Source organism: Actinomadura sp. K4S16 (assembly GCF_008327685.1).
Classification (GTDB): Bacteria; Actinomycetota; Actinomycetes; order Streptosporangiales; family Streptosporangiaceae; genus Spirillospora.
Genome location: NZ_BDDE01000025.1, coordinates 183,033 through 201,555, shown reverse-complemented (window position 1 = coordinate 201,555; position 18,523 = coordinate 183,033). Strand labels below are relative to the sequence as shown.

General features: G+C 74.5%; 15 protein-coding genes. 11 read left to right on the top strand and 4 right to left on the bottom strand.

Annotated features, from left to right (window positions below; all coding sequences use genetic code 11):
- The 9 genes from K4S16_RS37735 to K4S16_RS37695 all read left to right on the top strand — a co-directional run.
- The coding region (locus K4S16_RS37735; RefSeq protein ID WP_200842343.1) for an alpha-glucosidase C-terminal domain-containing protein at window positions 1-281 on the top strand (281 nt) is incomplete at its 5' end.
- A gap of 2 nt (window positions 282-283) precedes the next feature.
- Window positions 284-1,714, top strand: a complete 1,431-nt coding sequence (locus K4S16_RS37730) for a phosphotransferase (protein WP_149263870.1) — start codon at window positions 284-286, stop codon at window positions 1,712-1,714.
- Window positions 1,715-1,864: 150 nt separating this feature from the next.
- Window positions 1,865-2,872: a C40 family peptidase gene (locus K4S16_RS37725; protein WP_149263869.1), complete on the top strand. Its 1,008-nt coding sequence runs from the start codon at window positions 1,865-1,867 to the stop codon at window positions 2,870-2,872.
- 101 nt (window positions 2,873-2,973) lie between these two features.
- The gene (locus tag K4S16_RS37720) at window positions 2,974-3,969 is read left to right on the top strand and encodes an aldo/keto reductase (protein ID WP_149263868.1); all 996 of its coding nucleotides are present in this window, start codon (window positions 2,974-2,976) and stop codon (window positions 3,967-3,969) included.
- Window positions 3,970-4,128: 159 nt separating this feature from the next.
- On the top strand, window positions 4,129-5,037 hold the full coding sequence (locus tag K4S16_RS37715; RefSeq protein WP_149263867.1) for a metal ABC transporter solute-binding protein, Zn/Mn family: 909 nt from the start codon (window positions 4,129-4,131) through the stop codon (window positions 5,035-5,037).
- Window positions 5,034-5,732 (top strand): metal ABC transporter ATP-binding protein, encoded by a 699-nt coding sequence (locus K4S16_RS37710; RefSeq protein WP_149263866.1) that lies wholly within the window; start codon window positions 5,034-5,036, stop codon window positions 5,730-5,732. The genes K4S16_RS37715 and K4S16_RS37710 overlap by 4 nt, the downstream gene beginning before the upstream one ends.
- Window positions 5,729-6,628 (top strand): metal ABC transporter permease, encoded by a 900-nt coding sequence (locus K4S16_RS37705; RefSeq protein WP_149263865.1) that lies wholly within the window; start codon window positions 5,729-5,731, stop codon window positions 6,626-6,628. Before K4S16_RS37710 ends, K4S16_RS37705 begins: the two co-directional genes overlap by 4 nt.
- 181 nt (window positions 6,629-6,809) lie before the next feature.
- Window positions 6,810-7,868: a rod shape-determining protein gene (locus K4S16_RS37700; protein WP_149263864.1), complete on the top strand. Its 1,059-nt coding sequence runs from the start codon at window positions 6,810-6,812 to the stop codon at window positions 7,866-7,868.
- 72 nt (window positions 7,869-7,940) lie between these two features.
- On the top strand, window positions 7,941-8,879 hold the full coding sequence (locus K4S16_RS37695; RefSeq protein WP_149263863.1) for an MBL fold metallo-hydrolase: 939 nt from the start codon (window positions 7,941-7,943) through the stop codon (window positions 8,877-8,879).
- A 7-nt stretch (window positions 8,880-8,886) separates the two neighbouring features.
- Here the strand turns inward: K4S16_RS37695 and K4S16_RS37690 are convergent, their stop codons facing one another.
- From K4S16_RS37690 to K4S16_RS37675, 4 genes are read right to left on the bottom strand one after another with little or no spacing between them, the layout of a single operon-like run.
- Window positions 8,887-10,863 (bottom strand): hypothetical protein, encoded by a 1,977-nt coding sequence (locus K4S16_RS37690; RefSeq protein ID WP_149263862.1) that lies wholly within the window; start codon window positions 10,861-10,863, stop codon window positions 8,887-8,889.
- Window positions 10,860-12,020 carry a VWA domain-containing protein gene (locus K4S16_RS37685; protein ID WP_200842342.1) on the bottom strand — a complete coding sequence of 387 codons (1,161 nt, stop codon included), beginning with the start codon at window positions 12,018-12,020 and terminating at the stop codon, window positions 10,860-10,862. The genes K4S16_RS37690 and K4S16_RS37685 overlap by 4 nt, the downstream gene beginning before the upstream one ends.
- Window positions 12,017-14,338 carry a DUF5682 family protein gene (locus K4S16_RS37680; protein ID WP_149263890.1) on the bottom strand — a complete coding sequence of 774 codons (2,322 nt, stop codon included), beginning with the start codon at window positions 14,336-14,338 and terminating at the stop codon, window positions 12,017-12,019. The genes K4S16_RS37685 and K4S16_RS37680 overlap by 4 nt, the downstream gene beginning before the upstream one ends.
- Window positions 14,338-15,501: an AAA family ATPase gene (locus K4S16_RS37675; RefSeq protein ID WP_149263861.1), complete on the bottom strand. Its 1,164-nt coding sequence runs from the start codon at window positions 15,499-15,501 to the stop codon at window positions 14,338-14,340. Before K4S16_RS37675 ends, K4S16_RS37680 begins: the two co-directional genes overlap by 1 nt.
- Window positions 15,502-15,604: 103 nt before the next feature.
- Here K4S16_RS37675 and K4S16_RS37670 point away from each other — a divergent pair, with 103 nt between their 5' ends.
- Both K4S16_RS37670 and K4S16_RS37665 read left to right on the top strand, forming a co-directional pair.
- Entirely contained in the window at window positions 15,605-16,459 is an 855-nt protein-coding gene (locus K4S16_RS37670) for an SDR family oxidoreductase (RefSeq protein WP_200842341.1), read from the top strand.
- A gap of 332 nt (window positions 16,460-16,791) precedes the next feature.
- Window positions 16,792-18,156: a hypothetical protein gene (locus K4S16_RS37665; RefSeq protein ID WP_149263859.1), complete on the top strand. Its 1,365-nt coding sequence runs from the start codon at window positions 16,792-16,794 to the stop codon at window positions 18,154-18,156.
- The last annotated feature ends 367 nt before the right edge of the window (window positions 18,157-18,523 follow it).

Here is an 18,523-nt window from a genome sequence, read left to right as displayed (position 1 = left end):
CCGAGGACGAGAGCCCGTGGGGGGAGATGGACACGGTCCTGTGCGTCAGCAACCTGTCCCGGTTCCCGCAGCCCGTCGAGCTGGACCTGCGGCGCTTCGAGGGCTACTCCCCCGTCGAGTGCATGGGCGGCGTGCAGTTCCCGGCCATCGGCGAGCTGCCCTACCTGCTGACCCTGCCGGGCCACGGCTTCTTCTGGTTCCAGCTGATCCCCCCGGACGACGCGGCCCCCGGGCCGAGTGCGGAGGCCGGGCTCGGCACGCGCGCGGGAAGGACCGTCTGACCGTGCTTCCTCCAGAGCCGGACCTCGTCCGGGACATCGCGGAGTGGCTGCCCCGGCAGCGCTGGTTCGGCGGCAAGGACGGCCCCATCCACGAGCTCGCCATCGGCACCGCCACCGAACTCCACTCCGGCGACCCCGCCCTGCACCACCTCGTCATCGACGTCCGCCGCGACGACGCCACCGACCACTACCAGCTCCTCCTCGGCGTCCGCCGCGACCTGCCCGACCGGCTCCGGCACGTCGAGATCGGCGGGCACTGCGGCGACCGGCCCGCGAGGCCCCGCCTGTACGACGCCGCGCACGACCCGGACCTGACCCGGGTGCTGCTGGACGCCATGGCGCGCGAGGCGTCCGTCGGCCCGCTGCGGTTCCACCACGCCGGCGGGGCCCGCATCCGCACGGACCTGGCGAGCCTGCCCATGACCGCCGAGCAGAGCAACACGTCGCTGCTGTTCGGCGACGAGTACATCTGCAAGCTGTTCCGCCGCCTGTCCCCCGGCGTCAACCTCGACCTGGAGGTCAACCTCGCGCTGACCCGCGGCGGCTGCACGCACGTCCCGGCCGTCCTCGGCTGGATCGAGCTGGACCGGGGGCACGGCGCCCCCGCGGGCGGGGAGCCGGTCACGCTCGCCCTCCTGTCGGACTACCTGCACACCGGCGTGGACGGGTGGAGCCTCGCGATCGCCAGCGTGCGCGACTGGTTCGCGCACACGCCGCCGCCCGGCGGCGACGAGTGGGCCGAACTGGACGCGAGCGCCGCCGGCGGCGACTTCGCCGCCGAGGCCGAACGGCTCGGCGCGGCCACCGCCGAGGTGCACCGGGCGCTCGCCGACGCGTTCGGCGTGACGGTCGTCCCGGCGGCGGAGGTCCGCGCGATGGCCGCGCGGATGAACACCGAGCTGACCGGCACCTGCCGCACGGTGCCCGCGCTCGCGCCGCACGCCAAGGCGCTCACGGAGGCGTACCTCGACCTGGCCGCCCGGGCCGAGCCGCTGCCCGTCCAGCGCGTCCACGGCGACTACCACCTCGGGCAGGTCCTGCGCACCGAGTCCGGGTGGACGGTCCTGGACTTCGAGGGCGAGCCGGCGCGGACGCAGAGCGAGCGCCGCGCCCTCGCGCACCCGCTGCGCGACGTCGCCGGGATGCTCCGCTCGTTCGAGTACGCCGCGCGGTACCTCATCACCAAGGCGGGCACGGTGCCGAGCGAGTCGGGGCCGCGGCTGGAGACCCGGGCGCACGCCTGGGCGGCGCGCAACCGCGCCGCGTTCTGCCGCGGCTACGCGGCGGGCGGCGGCCCCGACCCGGCCGCGCATTCGGTGCTCATCCGCGCCTTCGAATTCGAGAAGGCCGTCTACGAGGTGCGGTACGAGGCGCAGAACAGGCCCGCCTGGCTCGCCGTCCCACTGAAATCGCTCGCCCATCTGACCGCTTGATCAAAGACACTGAATCCGGCCTCCAATTCGGCGCCATGATCACGTAAAATCGGCGCGCTCGCACAATTCCGTGCCGTTCAACGGGTACCCGTTCCCTCGGCGGGATGATGATCACCTGCCGATACCTGATCGGAAACGGAGAGCGGAAGAATGTCCATCGCACGCCACTCGCACGAGGCCGAAAGCGGAAGCGGAGCGATCGCGGGCCGGACCGGCCGCGGCCGGGCGGCCGACCGAAAACGGGGAGCGCTCCGAACCGCCGTCACGGCGACGGTGACCGGGCTCGCCCTGACGGTCCCGCTGGGTTCCACGTCCTTCGCCGCGCTCACGCCGACGGCGCTCAGCCCGACGTCGCTGAGGAGACTGCACCTGGACGCGGCCACGCTGCACAAGGTCCGGGCGTACGACAAGTACCGGACGCGGGAGGCGGCCCAGCGCAAGCGCGCGAAGAAGGCGCTGCGGTTCGCCCGCAAGCAGATCGGCAAGCCGTACAGGTGGGGCGCCACGGGGCCGTCCGGCTACGACTGCTCCGGCCTCATGATGGCCGCGTGGCGCAGGGCGGGCGTCAGGATCCCCCGCGTCACCTACGCCCAGTACCGCAAGGTGGACCGGAAGGTGAAGATGAGGCACCTCAAGCCCGGGGACCTCATCTTCTTCCACGGCCGCAGCCACGTCGGCATGTACGTCGGGCACGGCCGGTTCCTGCACGCGCCCAATTCGGGGGCCAGGGTCCGCATCGACAAGTTCGGCGCGCGGCGCAAGAAACAGTTCGCGGGCGCGGTACGGCCCGGCGCGCCCGCCTATCGCGAGTGGTCGCCGTCCGTGCGGGAGCTCGTCGAGAAGATCGATCGGATGAGTGCGCAGAAGAGAGCCGACCAGCCCCCAGATAGCGAGCGGACCCCCCACATTCCGCCACATCACTTGAAATCCCACAAGAAAAGCGACAAACCCTCTAAAAAGGCCCCCCGCCACCCGGTAGCGAAGGCCGCGCCACCCGGCGGCCACTCCAGACCGGACGATTCCGCGACCCAGGCTCCGCGAAGCGACACACCGTCGGACATGTCAAAGCCTGAACCCCGGCCGAGAGCCGCGGGGCAACCGAGATCCTTCTGGCACGGCCCGGCCTACGAGCCGTGGGCCGTATACGTCGGTCCCTGAGCCTCTCTCCGCCTGCCCCGGCGCCATGCGCGCGCCGTGCGGCGCCGGGGGGCGCGTCACGCTTGACCTGGAGCACGCTCCAGGTGCTTGGCTTGATCACCATGGAATACACCCGACTCGGCCGCACCGGCCTGAAGGTCAGCCGCCTGGTGCTCGGCACGATGAACTTCGGCCCGTTCACCGAGGAGGCCGACGCCCACACGATCATGGACGCGGCGCTCGACGCGGGGATCAACTTCTTCGACACCGCGAACGCCTACGGGTGGGGCGCGAACAAGGGCCGCACCGAGGAGATCATCGGCTCCTGGTTCGCCAAGGGCGGCGGTCGCCGGGAGAAGACCGTCCTCGCGACGAAGGTCTACGCGGACATGGCGCCGCCCGACTCGCCCTGGCCGAACCAGGGCGGGCTGTCCGCGCTGCACATCCGCCAGGCCGCCGAGGCGTCGCTGAAGCGGCTCGGCACCGACCACATCGACCTGTACCAGTTCCACCACATCGACCGGTCGACGCCGTGGGAGGAGATCTGGCAGGCGGTCGACGTCCTCGTCCAGCAGGGCAAGGTGCTCTACGCCGGCTCGTCCAACTTCCCCGGCTGGGGCATCGCGCAGGCCAACGAGGCCGCCGCCCGCCGCGGCTCGCTCGGACTGGTCAGCGAGCAGTGCCTGTACAACCTGGTCGAACGGCGCGCCGAGATGGAGGTCGTCCCAGCGGCGCAGGCCTACGGGCTCGGCGTGATCCCGTGGTCCCCGCTGCACGGCGGGGTGCTCGGCGGCGTCCTGCGCAAGGAGCGCGACGGGGACGGCTCCCGGTCCCGGTCGGGCCGCGCCGCGGAGATGCTGGGCGACCCGGCGGAGCGGGCGCGCGTCCAGGCCTACGAGGACCTGTGCGACGAGCACGGCCTCCCCCCGGGCGACGTCGGCCTCGCCTGGCTCCTCACCCGTCCCGGCGTGACCGGCCCGATCGTCGGGCCGCGCGTCCGCGAGCAGCTCGACTCCGCCGTCCGCGCCGCCGAACTGGAGCTGCCCGAGGCGTTCCTGTCCGCCCTGGACGACATCTTCCCCGGCCCGGGTCCGGTGCCGGAGGCGTTCGCCTGGTAGAGCCCGTCGACCGAACACCGCACAGGCCGCCGTCCCTGACCGGGACGGCGGCCTTTCGCGTGCGAGGGCCTTTGCCCGCGACGAGCGACGAACGGGACAGGACGGGCGAGCCGTGCTAGGTTGCCACTGAAAATCGTTATCATTTTCAGGAGGTTCATGATGCCTGCTCAGCGTGCGCGCGTCCTCGGGGCGGGCGCCGTCCTCGCCGCCGCGGCGCTCGGGTCCGCCGCCTGCGGATCGTCCCCCGGCGCCGGCGCGGCGGCGACGGTCCAGGTCGTGGCGTCGACCAACGTGTACGGGGACATCGCGCGGCAGATCGGTGGCGGCAGGGTGACGGTGACGTCGTTCATCAGCGACCCCGCGCAGGATCCGCACTCCTTCGAGGCGGGCACCCGCGCCAGGCTCGCGCTCTCCAGGGCCGAGGTGGTCATCGAGAACGGCGGCGGCTACGACGGCTTCGTGGACACGCTGCTGAAGGGCGCCGGTTCGAAGGCCCGGGTGCTCAACGCCTTCCAGATCTCCGGGAAGACCGCGCCCGCGGGCGAGGAGCCGAACGAGCACGTCTGGTACGACCTGCCGTCCGTCGCGCTGCTGGCCGACCGGATCTCCGCCGCGCTCGGCGAGGCGGATCCCGGGGCCGCCGAGACCTTCTCCTCGAACGCGGCGTCCTTCAAGGCGAAGCTGAAGGCGCTGGAGGAGAGGGTGGCGGCGATCAAGGCCGCGCACGCCGGGGACCGTGTGGCGGTGACCGAGCCCGTCCCCGCCTACCTCCTCGAGGCGGCCGGCCTGGTGGACCGGACGCCGGAGGGGTTCGCCGAGGCGATCGAGGAGGGGGACGACGTCCCGCCGAGGGCCATGCGCGACACGCTGGCGCTGCTCACCGGCAAGAAGGTCCGGGCGCTCGTCGAGAACGTGCAGACGAGCGGCCCGCAGACCGAGCAGGTCCGCAAGGCGGCGGACGAGGCGGGCGTCCCGGTGGTCCCGGTCACCGAGACGCTGCCCGGCGGGCGGGACTACGTCGCCTGGATGGACGGCACCGTGTCCGCGCTCCAGAAGGCGCTGTCGTGATCGCCCTGCGCGGCGCCGCCCTGTCCTACGGCGGCCGGACGCTGTGGCGCGGGCTGGACCTCGACGTGGCGCCCGGCGAGTTCCTCGCCGTCGTCGGGCCCAACGGTTCGGGGAAGACCAGCCTGCTCAGGGTGCTGCTCGGGCTCCAGCGGCCGTCGTCCGGAACGGTCGCGGTGGACGGGCGCCGCCCCCGGCGCGGCGGCGCCGGCATCGGCTACGTCCCGCAGCACAGGGCCGTGCCGCCGCACACCCCGCTGCGCGCCCGCGACCTCGTGCGGCTCGGCGTCGACGGCCACCGCTGGGGGCCCGGCCGGCCGCGCCGGGACGTGCGCCGCCGGGTCGACGCCGCCCTCGCCGACGTGGGCGCCGCCGCGTTCGCCGATGTCCCGCTCGAACTCCTCTCGGGCGGCGAGCTGCAGCGCGTCCGGGTCGCGCAGGCGCTGGCGGCCGGTCCGCGCGTCCTCCTGTGCGACGAGCCGCTGGCGTCCCTGGACGCCCGGTACCAGCGCGTCGTCGCCGGACTGGTCGACCGGCGCCGCCGCGAGCACGGCACGACCGTCGTCTTCGTCACCCACGACATCGACCCGGTCCTCCCCTTCGCGGACCGGCTGCTGGACATGGGCACGACCCGGGTCACGGAGGCTCCGGCGCGCGCGGCGGCCGGCGCGCGGCCTTGCCGCTCGGAGACGGTATGAGCTGGCAGGAGGCGTGGCACGAGGTCTTCGACTTCCAGGACTACGGGGCGCTGCTCGGGCTGGTGCGCAACTCGCTCATCGCCGGGGCCGTCCTCGGGCTCGTCGGGGGGCTCGCCGGGACGTTCGTCGTCATGCGCGACCTCGCGTTCGCCGTGCACGGCATCAGCGAACTGTCGTTCGCCGGAGCGGCGGCCGCCCTGCTGGCCGGGGCGAGCGTGGCGGGCGGCTCGGTGGCGGGGGCGCTGGCGGCCGCCGGCCTGATCGGGGTGCTCGGCGCGAAGGCCCGCGGCCGCGGGTCGGTCATCGGCGTGCTGATGCCCTTCGGGCTCGGGCTCGGCGTGCTGTTCCTGTCGCTGTACCAGGGGCGGTCGGCCAACAAGTTCGGGCTCCTCACCGGCCAGATCGTCGCGATCGACACGCCGGGGCTGACCTGGCTGCTCGCGACGTCGGCGGTGGTGCTGGCGTGCCTCGCGGTCATGTGGCGCCCGCTGGCGTTCGCCAGCCTGGACCCGGACTCGGCGGCGGCGCGGGGCGTGCCGGTGCGGGCGCTGTCACCGGCCTTCATGCTCGTGCTCGGCCTGGCGGTCGCCGTGTCCGTGCAGGTCGTCGGGGCGCTGCTGGTGCTCGCGCTGATCTGCACGCCCGCCGCGGCGGCGGTGCGGGTCACCGCGTCGCCCGCCGCGGCGGCGGTACTGAGCGCGGGGCTCGCGACGGTGTCGGCCGTGGGCGGGATCCTTCTGTCGATCGGGTCCAGCCTTCCGATCAGCCCGTACGTCACCACGGTCTCGTTCCTGCTGTACGGGGCGTGCCGCGCGGTGGGCGAGGTCCGGGCCCGGTGGGGTCGGCAGGGCCGGACGGCGCCGCCGGACGCGCGGTCCGGCACCGTCCCCGCATGATCTCTGGCGCCGGCCCGGGAGCGGGTGCCGGGCCGGCGCCGGGGCGCGTTCCGCGATCCGGACATTCCGGATTCAACCCGCCAGGTCGTTGCGATTCGCTTACCCGGGCGTGGGCATCGCCGCAGGTAGCACGGGAATCATCTGGACTCTTGCGACGAACAGGGCGATTGGGAGGGACGCGATGTGGGACTTCGCGGGCCGGGACACCGCTATCGACCTGGGCAGCGCGACCGTGCGGATGCATGTGAAGGGCCGCGGCGTCGTCTGCCGCGAACCGTCGCTCCTCGCACGCTCCCGGGACACGGGGCGCATCCTCGCCCTCGGCGCCCCCGCGCGGGAGATGGCCGGGCGCAACCCGGACGTCACGCTCGTCCGGCCCATCCGCGAAGGCGCACCGACCGAGACCGACGAGGCCGAGTACCTGATGCGGCACCTGGTGCGCCGCCACCACAAGCGCCACTACACGGCGCGCCCGCGCCTGGTCGTCACCGTCCCGAGCGGGCTGACGTCCGTCCACTACCGGGCGCTGCAGTTCTCCGCCTACCAGGCGGGCGCGCGGCGCCTCACGCTCGTGCCGACGCCCATCGCCGCCGCCATCGGGATGGGCATGACCTCCACCGTGCGGCCCGACATCACGGTGATCGCCGACATCGGGGCGGACGTCACCGACGTCGGCGTCATCGCGTTCGGCGGCCTGGTCACCTCGCACACCGCGCACGTCGGCGGATCGGCGCTGGACCGCGCCATCGCCGCGCTCGTCCGGCAGGAGCACGGCCTCGCGCTGTCGCTGTCGGCGGCGGAGCAGGCCAAGCTGGAGGTCGGCGCGGTGCCGCCGCTCGGTCGCCGCCCGGTCCGGCAGACCGTCGTCCACGGGCGCGACATCGCGACGGGGATGCCGCGCGGCGTCGTCCTCACCACCGCGGACGTCGCCCGGGCGATCTCCGGTCCGGTCGCGCGGATCGTGGACGCGATCGGCGCCGGGCTCTCCGGCTGCTCGCCCGAGATCTCCGGCGCCCTGCTCGGCGTCGGCATCACGCTCACCGGCGGCTGCGCCCGGCTGCCCGGCCTGGAGCGGCTGATCAAGGACCGGACGGGGCTGGGCGCGCGGCTCGGGGACGACACCGGCGACGCGGCCGTGCTCGGCGCCGGGGAGGTCCTGCGCTCCGCCGGGACGCAGGAGCCGTCCGCCCGCGCCGTCTCGCCGCGCGCGCACCTGCTGACGACCGTGGCGGAGTACTGACCGGGCCCGCCGCGGCCGCGCGGGAGCGGCCCGCCCGACCGCGTTCCCGCCGCCCGTTACACTCCCGGTCCCATGAGCGACGCACCCGACCGCGAGGGACCGGGAAGCCCGCGGCTGCAGGAGGTCTCCGACGGGATCTTCGCCTACCTCCAGCCCGACGGCACCTGGTGGATCAACAACACCGGCTTCCTCGTGGGGGCGCGGGGGGTGACGAGCGTCGACTCCTGCTCGACCGAGCGCCGCACCCGGGCGTACCTGGAGTCGATCCGGTCGGTCACGGACCGCCCCGTCCGGACGCTGGTCAACACCCACCACCACGGCGACCACACCTTCGGCAACTACCTGTTCTCCGGCGCGACCGTCGTCGGCCACGAGAGGACCCGGGACGACGCGCTCAGCTGGGGCGAGCCGTTCGACGAGCCGTTCTGGACGAAGGTCGACTGGGGCGGCGTCGAGATCGAGCCGCCGTTCCTCACCTACACCGACGCCGTGACGCTGTGGGTGGACGACCTGCGGTGCGAGGTCCGCCACGTCGGCACGCCGGCGCACACCACCAACGACTCGATCGTGTGGCTCCCCGACCGGCGGGTGCTGTTCTGCGGCGACCTGCTGTTCAACGGCGGCACCCCGTTCCTGATGCAGGGCTCGGTCGCGGGCGCGATCAAGGTGCTGGAGGAGGTCGTCGCGCCGCTGGGGGCGGAGACGATCGTCCCCGGGCACGGCCCCGTCGGCGGCCCCGAGCTCATCGGCCGGGTGCTGGGCTACGCGCGATTCGTCCAGGCGACGGCCGCCGAGGCCAAGCCGGCCGGGCTGTCGCCGCTGGAGGCCGCCCGCGAGGCCGACCTCGGCCCGTACGCGGAGCTGACCGACCCCGAGCGCCTCGTCGGCAACCTGCACCGCGCCTACGCCGAACTGGACGGGCACGCGCCCGGCGCGCCGATCGACCTGGTCGCCGCCCTGAACGACATGATCACCTTCAACGGGGGCCGCCCGCTCACCTGCCGCGCGTAGCGGCAGGTCAGCGCAGTTCCGCCGCGGTGACCAGGCGGATGTGGGCGGTGGCCCAGGCGCGGGACATGCTCCTCGGGTCGTCGCCCGCGAGCGCGGCGGCGAAGGCGGCGAGCGCGTCGGCGGTCGTGCGGAGGCCGGCGCGCTCCAGCGTGGTGCCGGCGCGGACGAGGCGCTCCCGCACCCCGGTCGGGAGGCGCAGCAGGCCGCGGTGGGCCGCCTCGGCGCAGGCTGCGAGCGCCTCGTCCAGGGACTGGCCCAGCGGGTCCGGCGCCGCAGCGGGAGGGGCCCCGAGGGCGGCGGTGCCGTCGCCGGGCGCCAGGTCGGGGACGACGGTGCCGTGCGAGGTCATGACGGCGAACGGGTCGATGACCAGGCCCCCGCGGTCCCTGCGGACGGTGCCCGACACGAACCGGGGCTCCGCAGCGAGCGCCTCGGCGAGGGCGTCCAGCGCGGCGGGGCGGTGCGGGCTGTAGTCGGCGGACACGGCGGCCGCGGTCCCCGCCGCGTCGGCGACCACGGCCTCCAGCCGCTGCGCGCCCGGGTGGTAGCCGATGTCGCGGACCTCGGCGATCTCGACGACGCGGACCATCTCGGCCTCCACGCGGGGCCGCACCAGGCGGGGCGGCAGCGCGTCCAGGGCCCGCCCCTCGGCGGCCATGTCGCGGACGAGCAGCCGGACGGGCAGGCTCTCCCAGGTGTCGCCGAGCGGGGTGACCGTCGTCTTCGCGATCCGCCCGGCGGCGACCCGGACGACGCGCCCGGCGCTGCGCGAGGCGCTCTCGGACACCACGTTCGCGGCGGCGAGGGACCGCAGCGCAGACCCGAGGACGCGGCGCCCGGCGAGGTCGGAGCCGGTGAGGCGGTCGCCGTCCGGGACGTCCCAGCGCCGTTTCAGCACGAGGACGATCCCGGTGCCGGTGTGCGCGAGGTAGACGTCGGCGGTGCGGGTCCCGGGCGTGCCGCCGACTCGGCAGCCGAGGGCGGCGAGGCGGACGCGGCGCAGCGGCGTGTCCGCGGCCTCCTCCGTGCCGAGCACCTGGGAGCGGCCGCCGCCGCGGGCCGCCGCGCGGTGCCGGGCGTGGAGCTCGGCGAGCAGTTCCGCGACGCGCAGCGGGTCGTGGTCGGCGCGGCGGTCGTGGTGCGCGGCGAGCTGCTCGGCCAGGTCGCCGAGCGCGGCGGCGGGCCAGTGCAGGCCGGCCGCCGCGAGGTCGCCGGCGGTGCGGCCCAGCGCGGTCGCGAGGACGGGCCCGGCGTGCGCGGCGCCTTCCAGGAGGACCTGGTCGGCGAGGTCGAGCGCGGCGTCGAGGCCGTTCCCGCCCGTCCCGCCCGGCCCGCCCGTCCCGTCCGCCGCGGCCGGGCCGCCGACGTCCAGCCGGACCTCCTCGCCGGTCAGGCCGCGCTCGTCGGCGGCGCGGAACGCCCAGACGGCGAGGACGGTGACCTCGCCGCGCACCGCCGCCACGGCGTCGGTGTGGATGTAGCCGAGCTCGCCGGGCACCAGGAACCGGACCGTGCAGGTCGGCAGCTCGACCTGCGCCACCGGGTCCTGCGCGGTGGGGCGGCGGATTTTCGCCGAGTAGCCGGCGCGCAGGGCGCGGCGCGCGGCGGTGAGGGCGCGCCGGCCGAGGACGCGGGCAAGCGCGTCGTCGTCGAAGGCGCCCGGCGACCAGTCGGCCGCCGGCTCCGGGGCCGGCGGGGCGTCCGGTTCGGCGGCGCCGCGCTGGTAGGCGAGCACGAGGCAGATCCGGTGCCGGCACGTCCCGGTCGCCGCGCAGGAGCAGTGCGCGGCGTCCAGCCCCGCCCCGGCGGGCAGGGACGCCGTGGTGCCGTCGGGGAAGGCGCCCTCGATCCCGCCGTCCGGCATGACGGTGATCTCGGGGCCGTTGCCGGCGTCGAGGTCCTTGGCGGCGCGCTTGACCAGGCCGCGGTTGGCGAGGGCGGCGAGCGCGTCCGGGGTGAGCGCGAGGAGGTCGGCGCGGGTCAACGGCCCATCCTCTCCGCGACGAACTCGGCGAGCTGACCCGGCGTCATCGCGCCGACGTGGGCGCCCTCGTCGGCGAGGCGCTGCGCCATCCCCCGGTCGTAGGACGGGTTGGCCTCCTCGTCGAGCGCCGCCAGCCCGAGCACCTGCGTGCCCTGCTGGACGAGCCGCCGCACCTCCCGGACGAGCCGGTGCTGGTCCCCGCCCTCGTAGAAGTCGGTGATGAGCGCGACGATCGAGCGGCGCGGGTTCTCCACGAGGCCCGCCCCGTAGGCCACGGCCCGCGCGATGTCGGTGCCGCCGCCGAGCTGCACCTTCATCAGCAGCTCGGCGGGGTCGGTCACGTCGGAGGTCAGGTCGACGACGGAGGTGTCGAACGCGACGAGGTGCGTCTTCAGGCCGGGCAGCCCCCACAGGCACGCGGCGGTGACGGCGGCGTGTACGACGGAGCCGACCATGGAGCCGGACTGGTCGACGAGCAGGATCATCTGCCACTGCTCGACGTGCCGCCGCGTCCGGGACACGAACCTCGGGTTCTCGATGTAGAGGCGGCGCTCGTCCGGCCGGTAGTGGTCGAGGTTGGCGCGGACGGTGCCGTGGAAGTCGAAGTTGCGGGAGTTCCTGATGCGGCTCGGCCGCCGCGTGCGGGTGCCGTGGAACGCCTGCCGGACCTCGGTGGCGAGCCGCTCCATCAGCTGCCGGACGACGGCCTCCACGATCTTCCGCGCGAGCGCGAGGACCTCGGGGTTCATCAGGTGCTTGGTCCGCAGGACGGCGCGCAGCAGCGCCTCGTCCGGCTCGATGCGCTCCAGGACGGCCGGGTCGGTGACGATCTCGTGGATCTCGTACCGCTCGACGGCGTCGCGTTCGAGCCGCTCGATCGTCTCCTTGGGGAAGAGCCGGTGCACGGCGTCGAGCCAGTCGACCGTGGTGAGCTTGGACGGCCCATCGCCGCCGGTGCGGTCGTCGGACCGGGCGGGGTCGCCGTCGCAGCTCCCGCCGCCGCGCCGCACTCCGCGCCGGCCGAGGTCGGGGTCGCGCCCGTACAGCCAGTCGAGCGCCGCGTCCTGTTCGGCGGCCGCGCCGCCCAGCCCGCCCATGCACGCCCCGGCGGGCGAGCCGAGGACGAGCCGCCAGCGTTCCAGGTCGGGCGGGATCACGATGCCCCCTCCTCTGCGGTGGGCCGGCTTTCCGCGCCCTGCCCGTCCGCTTCGGCGGTCAGGAGGCCCGCGGCCGCGAGGGCCCGGTCCACGCGGGCGTCCAGCGCGAGGGCCTCGGCGGTGAGCAGCGGCGGGTCGGGCGCGCGGAGCAGCGCGCGGCCGGAGCCGCTCAGGCCCCGGCGGTCCAGCAGCCCCTGGGCGATGGCCTCGCGCTCGCGGGGCGGGAAGAACTCGAACGCCTGCCGCAGCGCGGGCAGCGCCACCAGGAACTCGGTCTGGTCCAGCCCGCCGACCAGCTCGTCGAGGACGCCGAGGACGGCGGCGCCGGGGTCGAGCACCTCCTGCCTGGCCAGCGCGAACAGGCCGGCGAGCCAGTCGCCGAACGTCTCCGGCGCGGCCGCGCCGCGCACCGCGCGGGCCGGGTCGGAGGCTTCGCCGAGGGTGCGGGCGAGCCCGAACGCGGCGCCGCGCAGGTCGGGCGGCGCGCCGGGTTCGGCGGCGACGCGCCGGGCGACGCCGAGTGCCGCGTCCCGGTCGAGGCGCAGCGCGCCGGAGGCGTGCAGCAGCGCGTCGCGGGCCGCGGCGACGGCGCTTAGCCGGCGCAGGTCGGCGGGCGCGGGGCCGCCGCGCACGCCCTCCGCCAGCCACAGGATCCGGTCGACGCACTCCTCGATGACCGTGCCGAACAGCGGGCTGCCGGCCGTGCCGAGGACGCGGTCGTGCCGCCACAGCCCGAGGACGGATTCGAGCGCGGCGCCGAGCGCGGCGATGTCGGAGGCGCCCGCGACGCCTGCGGCGATCGACTCGGCGATCCGGCCGGACTGGTCGGCGCAGCCGCACAGCGCCGCGTCGAACAGCACCGCCGCGAGGTCGTCCATGTCGGCGCCCGCGGCGGCCGTCCGCTCGTCCAGGACGGCCGCGGCGGCGTCGGCGAGGGTCGGCCCGTAGGCGCCCGCCTCGATGAGGGCGGCGTGTCGGCGCCCGTCACGGTCGGAGGCGTCCAGGACCCAGCGCTCCTCCAGCACCGGGTCGGCGCCCGTCTCGGGACCGGCCTCGCGCTCGGCGAGGGGAACGCGCAGGACGCGCAGGCGGTGCAGCGTGCGGCTGCGCTCCAGCCCGCGCGGGGTCGCCAGCTTCAGCACGACCCGGCCGTCGCGGTCGAGCCCGAGCCGCGCCAGCTCGGCCGTCGCGTGGTCGACGAGCGGCGGGGCCGGGGTGTCGGAGTGCAGCCGCCCGGTCCGGTCGCCGCTCAGCGCGGCCACCATCTCGACGACGGCCGGATGCGCCCCGGGGGCGAGCGGGCCGCGCGAGGTCCACGGGAGCCGCTGGTCGAGGTCGTCGTTCACCAGCGCGGACACCAGGCCGTCGAGCAGGTCGGTGCGGGCGGGCGCGGAGTGGCCGCGCAGCCGGGTGAGGCCGCCGGTGAGGGTGCGGGCGGCGATCAGGTCGGCGGTCGACACGACCTGCCCGCGTCCGCGCAGCCGGGCCACGACCGTCTCGACGAGCGCCTCGGCGGCCGCTTCGGGGCCGTCCTCCCAGAGCCGCTGGTAGTACTCCGGCGACGGCATCCCCGACTGGTAGCCGGTGAACGCGTCGAGCCGCCGGAACGAGTACGGCACGAGGAAGCTGCCCCCGGCGGCGCCGTCGGGCGGCTCGGGCACCCGGGGCCACTCGGTGCCGCCGGACGCGGCGAGGGCTTCGAGGGCCGGCTTGTGGAAGCCGCCGGTCACCACGACGACGGGACGATCCCCGGCGTCGGCCTCGGCTGCCCGCACCCACTCCGCCATGTAGGACTCGCGGGCGGTGTCGTCTCCCCCGGCCTCCGCCTCGCCCCTCAGGAGCCCGAAGTACGCGTCGAGCCGCTCCGCCGCGCCCTCGGCGTCGATCTCGAACAGGTGGTCCCAGAGGATGTCGGTGTTGTCGACGGCGAACTCCCGGCACAGCCGCTCGGTGACCTCGGCGTAGCGGCGCTCGGCGTCGGCGTAGCGGTTGCTGCGGCCCGCGAACGCCGGATGCCACGCGGGCAGGTCGATGAACCGCAGCTCCGCCCCGGCGGCGCGGCCCTCGTTCAGCGCGACCCATTCCGGGGAGTACGCGCAGAACGGCGACCAGGAGGCGTGCACCCGCTCGGCGTCCCGGTAGTAGCTGAACACCGCGACGGGCGGCAGGTGGCCGAGGAGCAGCTCGCCGATCCGTCCGCCGAAGTCGGCGGGCCCCTCCACCAGCACGTACGCGGGCCGCAGCCGCCGGATCACGTCCCGGACGAGCCGGGCGCACGCGGGGCTGTGGTGCCGGACGCCGACGAACGTGACGGCCATCAGCCGGGCAGCAGGTGCCGGGCGGCGTGCAGCGCGCTCCACTGCTCCCCGCCGCGGCGGGGCGCCTGCTGCTCCAGGTAGCGGCGCAGCCGGGCGAGGTCCTCGGGGCTGTCCTTGGCGGCGGTGCCGGCGAGGCACTCGACTATGTCGGCGGCGCCGCCCGCCTCGCCGCGCAGGAACCAGCCGCGCACCCCGACCTGGTGGGCGACCGACACCGCCTCGGCGGTGCTCATCACGGCCGAGAGCCGGTCCATCGCCCGGCCCTCCCCGGTGGTGGCGTCGCGCAGCTCCCGGAACACGGTGACGAGCACCTCCAGGACGTCGCGGCGCGGCGCGACCTCGACGCCGCTGTGCTCCAGCAGCCGCCGCGCCTCCTGCTCGACCAGGTCGAGCTCGGTCGCGAAGTCGGCGATCGGGAACACGGTCTCGAAGTTGAACCGCCGCTTGAGCGCGGCGCTCATCTCGTTGACGCCGCGGTCGCGGGTGTTGGCGGTCGCGATGATGTTGAACCCGTCGCGCGCGAACACCATCGCGTCCGCGCTCTGGCCCCCGTGCGAGACCGCGCCACTCCCCCCGGCCGCCGCGCGGGACAGCTCGGGGATCGCCAGGACGCGGTCGGACAGCGGCGAGAGCAGCGAGTCCTGCACCTCCAGCGGGCAGCGGGTGATCTCCTCGAACCGGACGACCTTGCCCTCGGCCATCCCGGTGAGCAGCGGCGCCGGCACGAGCGAGCGCGTGGAGGGCCCCTCCGACACCAGCAGCGCGTAGTTCCACGAGTACTTGATCTGGTCCTCGGTGGTGGCCGCGCCGCCCTGGATCGTGAGCGTGGAGGTGCCGCTGACCGCCGCCGCGATCAGCTCCGACAGCAGCGACTTCGCCGTCCCGGGCTCGCCGACGAGCATCAGCCCCCGGCTCGTCGCCAGCGTCACCAGGGCCCGGTCGATGAGCGCGGTGTCGCCGACGAACTTGCGGCGGACGCCGAGCGCGTCGTCCCCGACGATGAACCGCCGCGCGGCCGTCAGGCTGAGCGCCCAGCCGGGCGGTCGCGGCCCGGTGTCGCTCTCGCGGAGCCTCTCCAGCTCGTCGGCGAACCGCACCTCCGCCGGCGGCCGCTGATACTCCGCCTCGACGTCCTCGGGCCCCTCCGAGGGATGATCTTCCATGCCCCCAACGCTAGGGGACCTCTCGGACACTCCGCCCGAAGATCCTCATCTTGCCCCGAGCGGGAGGGCGGGGCTGTCGGCCGGTGCGGTTAGCATGCGCGGCATGATCTTGGTAACGGGGGCGGGCGGGGCCGTGGGGTCGGCGCTTCTCGGGACGCTGCGGGATGCGGGGCAGCCGGTGCGGGCCGCGTACCACGCGCAGCGCGACGTCGATCGGGCGGTCGCCGCCGGACTGGACGCCGTCCGGATCGACCTGGGCGAGCCCGCGACGCTTCCGGCGGCGCTGCGCGGCGTCGACGTGGTGTTCCTGGTGAGCGCGATGGGCCCCGACCAGACCCGCCATGAGCTCAACCTCATCGAGGCCGCGACCGCCGCAGGTGTGTCCCGGGTCGTGAAGCTGTCGGTCTGGCGGGCCGACGAGGAACTGACGCCCATCGGCCGCCTCCACCGGCCCGCGGAGGTGGCGCTCCAGGCGTCCGGCCTGCGCTGGACGTTCCTGCGGCCGAACTTCTACATGCAGAACTTCTCCCGCCAGTTCGCCGCGTCGATCAGGACGACCGGCCGCTTCGCCCAGCCCCGCGCCGACGCCCCCATCAGCTTCGTCGACGTCCGCGACATCGCGCGGGCGGCCTCCCACGTGCTCACCACCGACGGCCATGACGGTCGCGTCCACGCCCTCACGGGCCCTGAGGCGCTGACCTACGACCAGGCCGCCGAGGTGCTCTCCCGGGTGCTGGACAGGCCGGTCCGCTTCGTCGGGCTCTCGGACGACGAAGCCCGAGCCGCCATGCTGGAACGCGGCCTGCCCGCGTACCACGCCGACGCCCTCATCGAGGTGAGCCGCGCATACCGGAACGGCGGCGCGGAGGCGGTCACCACGGCGGTCCGCGACCTCACCGGCCGCGAGCCGACGACCTTCGAGCAGTTCGCCCGCGACCACCGCGCCGCCTTCCTCTAGGTCGACGCCGCACAGCTCATCGCCCATCTCGCCGACGCCCGGGCCCGTCTCGCACGCCTCCTCGGCACCCATGGGCACCCGGACCGCCACCGCGACCGCGAGTTGCGGCGATTCAACCTGGACCCCGAACTCACCCTGAGACACGAGATCAACGTCCTCGATGCGCAGGCCTGCTTGACCTATAAGGCACTAGTCGAATGTTCCCGCTACACGGAGGCCGACTACCAGCGGGTCCTTGAAGAGGGCGGCGAAGGACTCGGCCAGTACCATTCCAGATTCCCTTAGGCCGCAGGAGCCCACCCGGTCCCGAGTGATCGCCGGGAACGGTCGCTATGACCGCCACGTCCTATCCGGGGTTTCGCTGGGAAATCACCTCGCAAGGGATGGGCGTGAGGATGCAGAGCGTCTGGGTGGGCGAGAAGCGGTTAGGCCTGATGACCGTGTCGGGTTTCCAGGACGTTCCAGGGCTCGGCCTCCTTCCCAAGGGCAGGGTGGTGGGAGGGCCCGGGATCGCACGGGGCGCCCGGGCGCGACTGCTTCGGCACGGCACGGTGATCGCCGAGGATCTCCGTATCGGCGCCCTGATCAAAAAGGCCGGCATCGGGTCTGGGCTGGAGCCCAGGGAACGGGTCGGCATCCTGGAAAGGTGCATGCCGGCCATCGGTCACCGGCACGTCCTCAAGGGCGATCAGATCCAGGCCTACGTCCGCGCGGAGCCTGCGGGGGTCAGTTCCGACCTTGTTCTGGGGTACCAGGATCCCTTACCGGAGCACCGGCGCGGGCTCGGGCGAGCCGAGGTGCGCGGGGTCGCCGGCGATCCCCTGGCAGGGTCCGTCGCGCGGGCCGCCGTGACCGAAGGCAGGCTGGCGGTCGGTGACCGAGTGCGGGTCCTGCGCGACGGACGGCCGGTGGTCGAGGCGCTGCGCCTGCTGGCCCTCGCGGACGGCAACGGCGGACCGGAGGACGACCTTTTGCAGGGAAGCACCGGGACCCTGTACCTGGGCCATCCCGATGTGCGTCCCGGAGACGTCGTCCAGGCATATGACGTTCCGCCCCCGCAGCGAACCGAGGAACGCAAGCAGATCCTCACCGTCCTGCTGGCGGGGTCGAATGCCATGGTGGCCACGGCCCGTGTCCAGCCGGTCCCGAGTTCTCCCCACGGAGGGCAGGAACTGGCCGTCGGGCACCGCGCGCGGGTGCTGCGCGATCGGGTCGTCGTGGCCGACGGTCTGACCATCGGCGATGTCCGCGAGCCGGGCCTCCTCCAGACAGTGGCCGTCGACTACGGCTCCAAGGCGCGGGCCGGCTGGCTCGATGTCGGCGTCGACTTCCCCGGCCTCCGGAACGGAGACGAGATCGAGCCGTATGAGGTCGTCCCCGCCGACCACGAGCCGACACCGCAGATCAAGCGGCCCGAGAGCATACGATTCATGGTCGGCGTCACGGTGGTGCTCGGCGCCGTCGTCGCCCTGTTCGGTTCTTTGGCCGTCTGGGCAGGTGTGACGGCGTGGCAGTCGTTCCGGACGCCGCCTGCGGACGACACCGGCTTGGACGGGGGTTCGGCGCTGGGCCTCACTCTGTTCTTCACCGCGATCACCGCCGTGTTCGCCTGGATGCTCGTCATGGGCCACCGTCATCAGCGTCGGCGGCGCGAACATGCACGACGGCGAACCGGCCCGCGTCGGTTCAGGGGCTGAAGGCGGGGCGGGTCGGGTCGTTCATGCCGTTGACCGGGGCGATCGTCGTGCACCGGGACACCTCCGTCAGGCGGTCCGCGGCCTCGGCGGGCAGGTCGAGCGCGAGGCCCGGGCGCTGGCAGGCGCCAGCGACGCCGGGGCGGCGTTCTTCGCCTTCTTCACCCGCGTCGTGGCCGACTCCACCGACAAGAAGATGCTCGTGGACGCCCTCGCTGACCCGACCCGCCGCCTCGTCGGGCGTTGCTCTTCAGCACCTCAACGAGACTCCGAAGACCCGCCCGGCTCATGCGGTGTCGCGGCTGCAGCGGCCGGTCAGCACGCCGCCCGAAGCCCGGGCCGCTGCAGAGCGGGGACGCGGGTTTCGTAC

Excerpts from the sequence above, each read along its gene's own strand:
- K4S16_RS37725 (WP_149263869.1), top strand. The coding sequence starts at position 1,865 with ATGTCCATCGCACGCCACTCGCACGAGGCCGAAAGCGGAAGCGGAGCG.
- K4S16_RS37720 (WP_149263868.1), top strand. The coding sequence starts at position 2,974 with ATGGAATACACCCGACTCGGCCGCACCGGCCTGAAGGTCAGCCGCCTG.
- K4S16_RS37715 (WP_149263867.1), top strand. The coding sequence starts at position 4,129 with ATGCCTGCTCAGCGTGCGCGCGTCCTCGGGGCGGGCGCCGTCCTCGCC.
- K4S16_RS37705 (WP_149263865.1), top strand. The coding sequence starts at position 5,729 with ATGAGCTGGCAGGAGGCGTGGCACGAGGTCTTCGACTTCCAGGACTAC.
- K4S16_RS37700 (WP_149263864.1), top strand. The coding sequence starts at position 6,810 with ATGTGGGACTTCGCGGGCCGGGACACCGCTATCGACCTGGGCAGCGCG.
- K4S16_RS37695 (WP_149263863.1), top strand. The coding sequence starts at position 7,941 with ATGAGCGACGCACCCGACCGCGAGGGACCGGGAAGCCCGCGGCTGCAG.
- K4S16_RS37680 (WP_149263890.1), bottom strand. The coding sequence starts at position 14,338 with ATGGCCGTCACGTTCGTCGGCGTCCGGCACCACAGCCCCGCGTGCGCC.
- K4S16_RS37675 (WP_149263861.1), bottom strand. The coding sequence starts at position 15,501 with ATGGAAGATCATCCCTCGGAGGGGCCCGAGGACGTCGAGGCGGAGTAT.
- K4S16_RS37670 (WP_200842341.1), top strand. The coding sequence starts at position 15,605 with ATGATCTTGGTAACGGGGGCGGGCGGGGCCGTGGGGTCGGCGCTTCTC.
- K4S16_RS37665 (WP_149263859.1), top strand. The coding sequence starts at position 16,792 with ATGACCGCCACGTCCTATCCGGGGTTTCGCTGGGAAATCACCTCGCAA.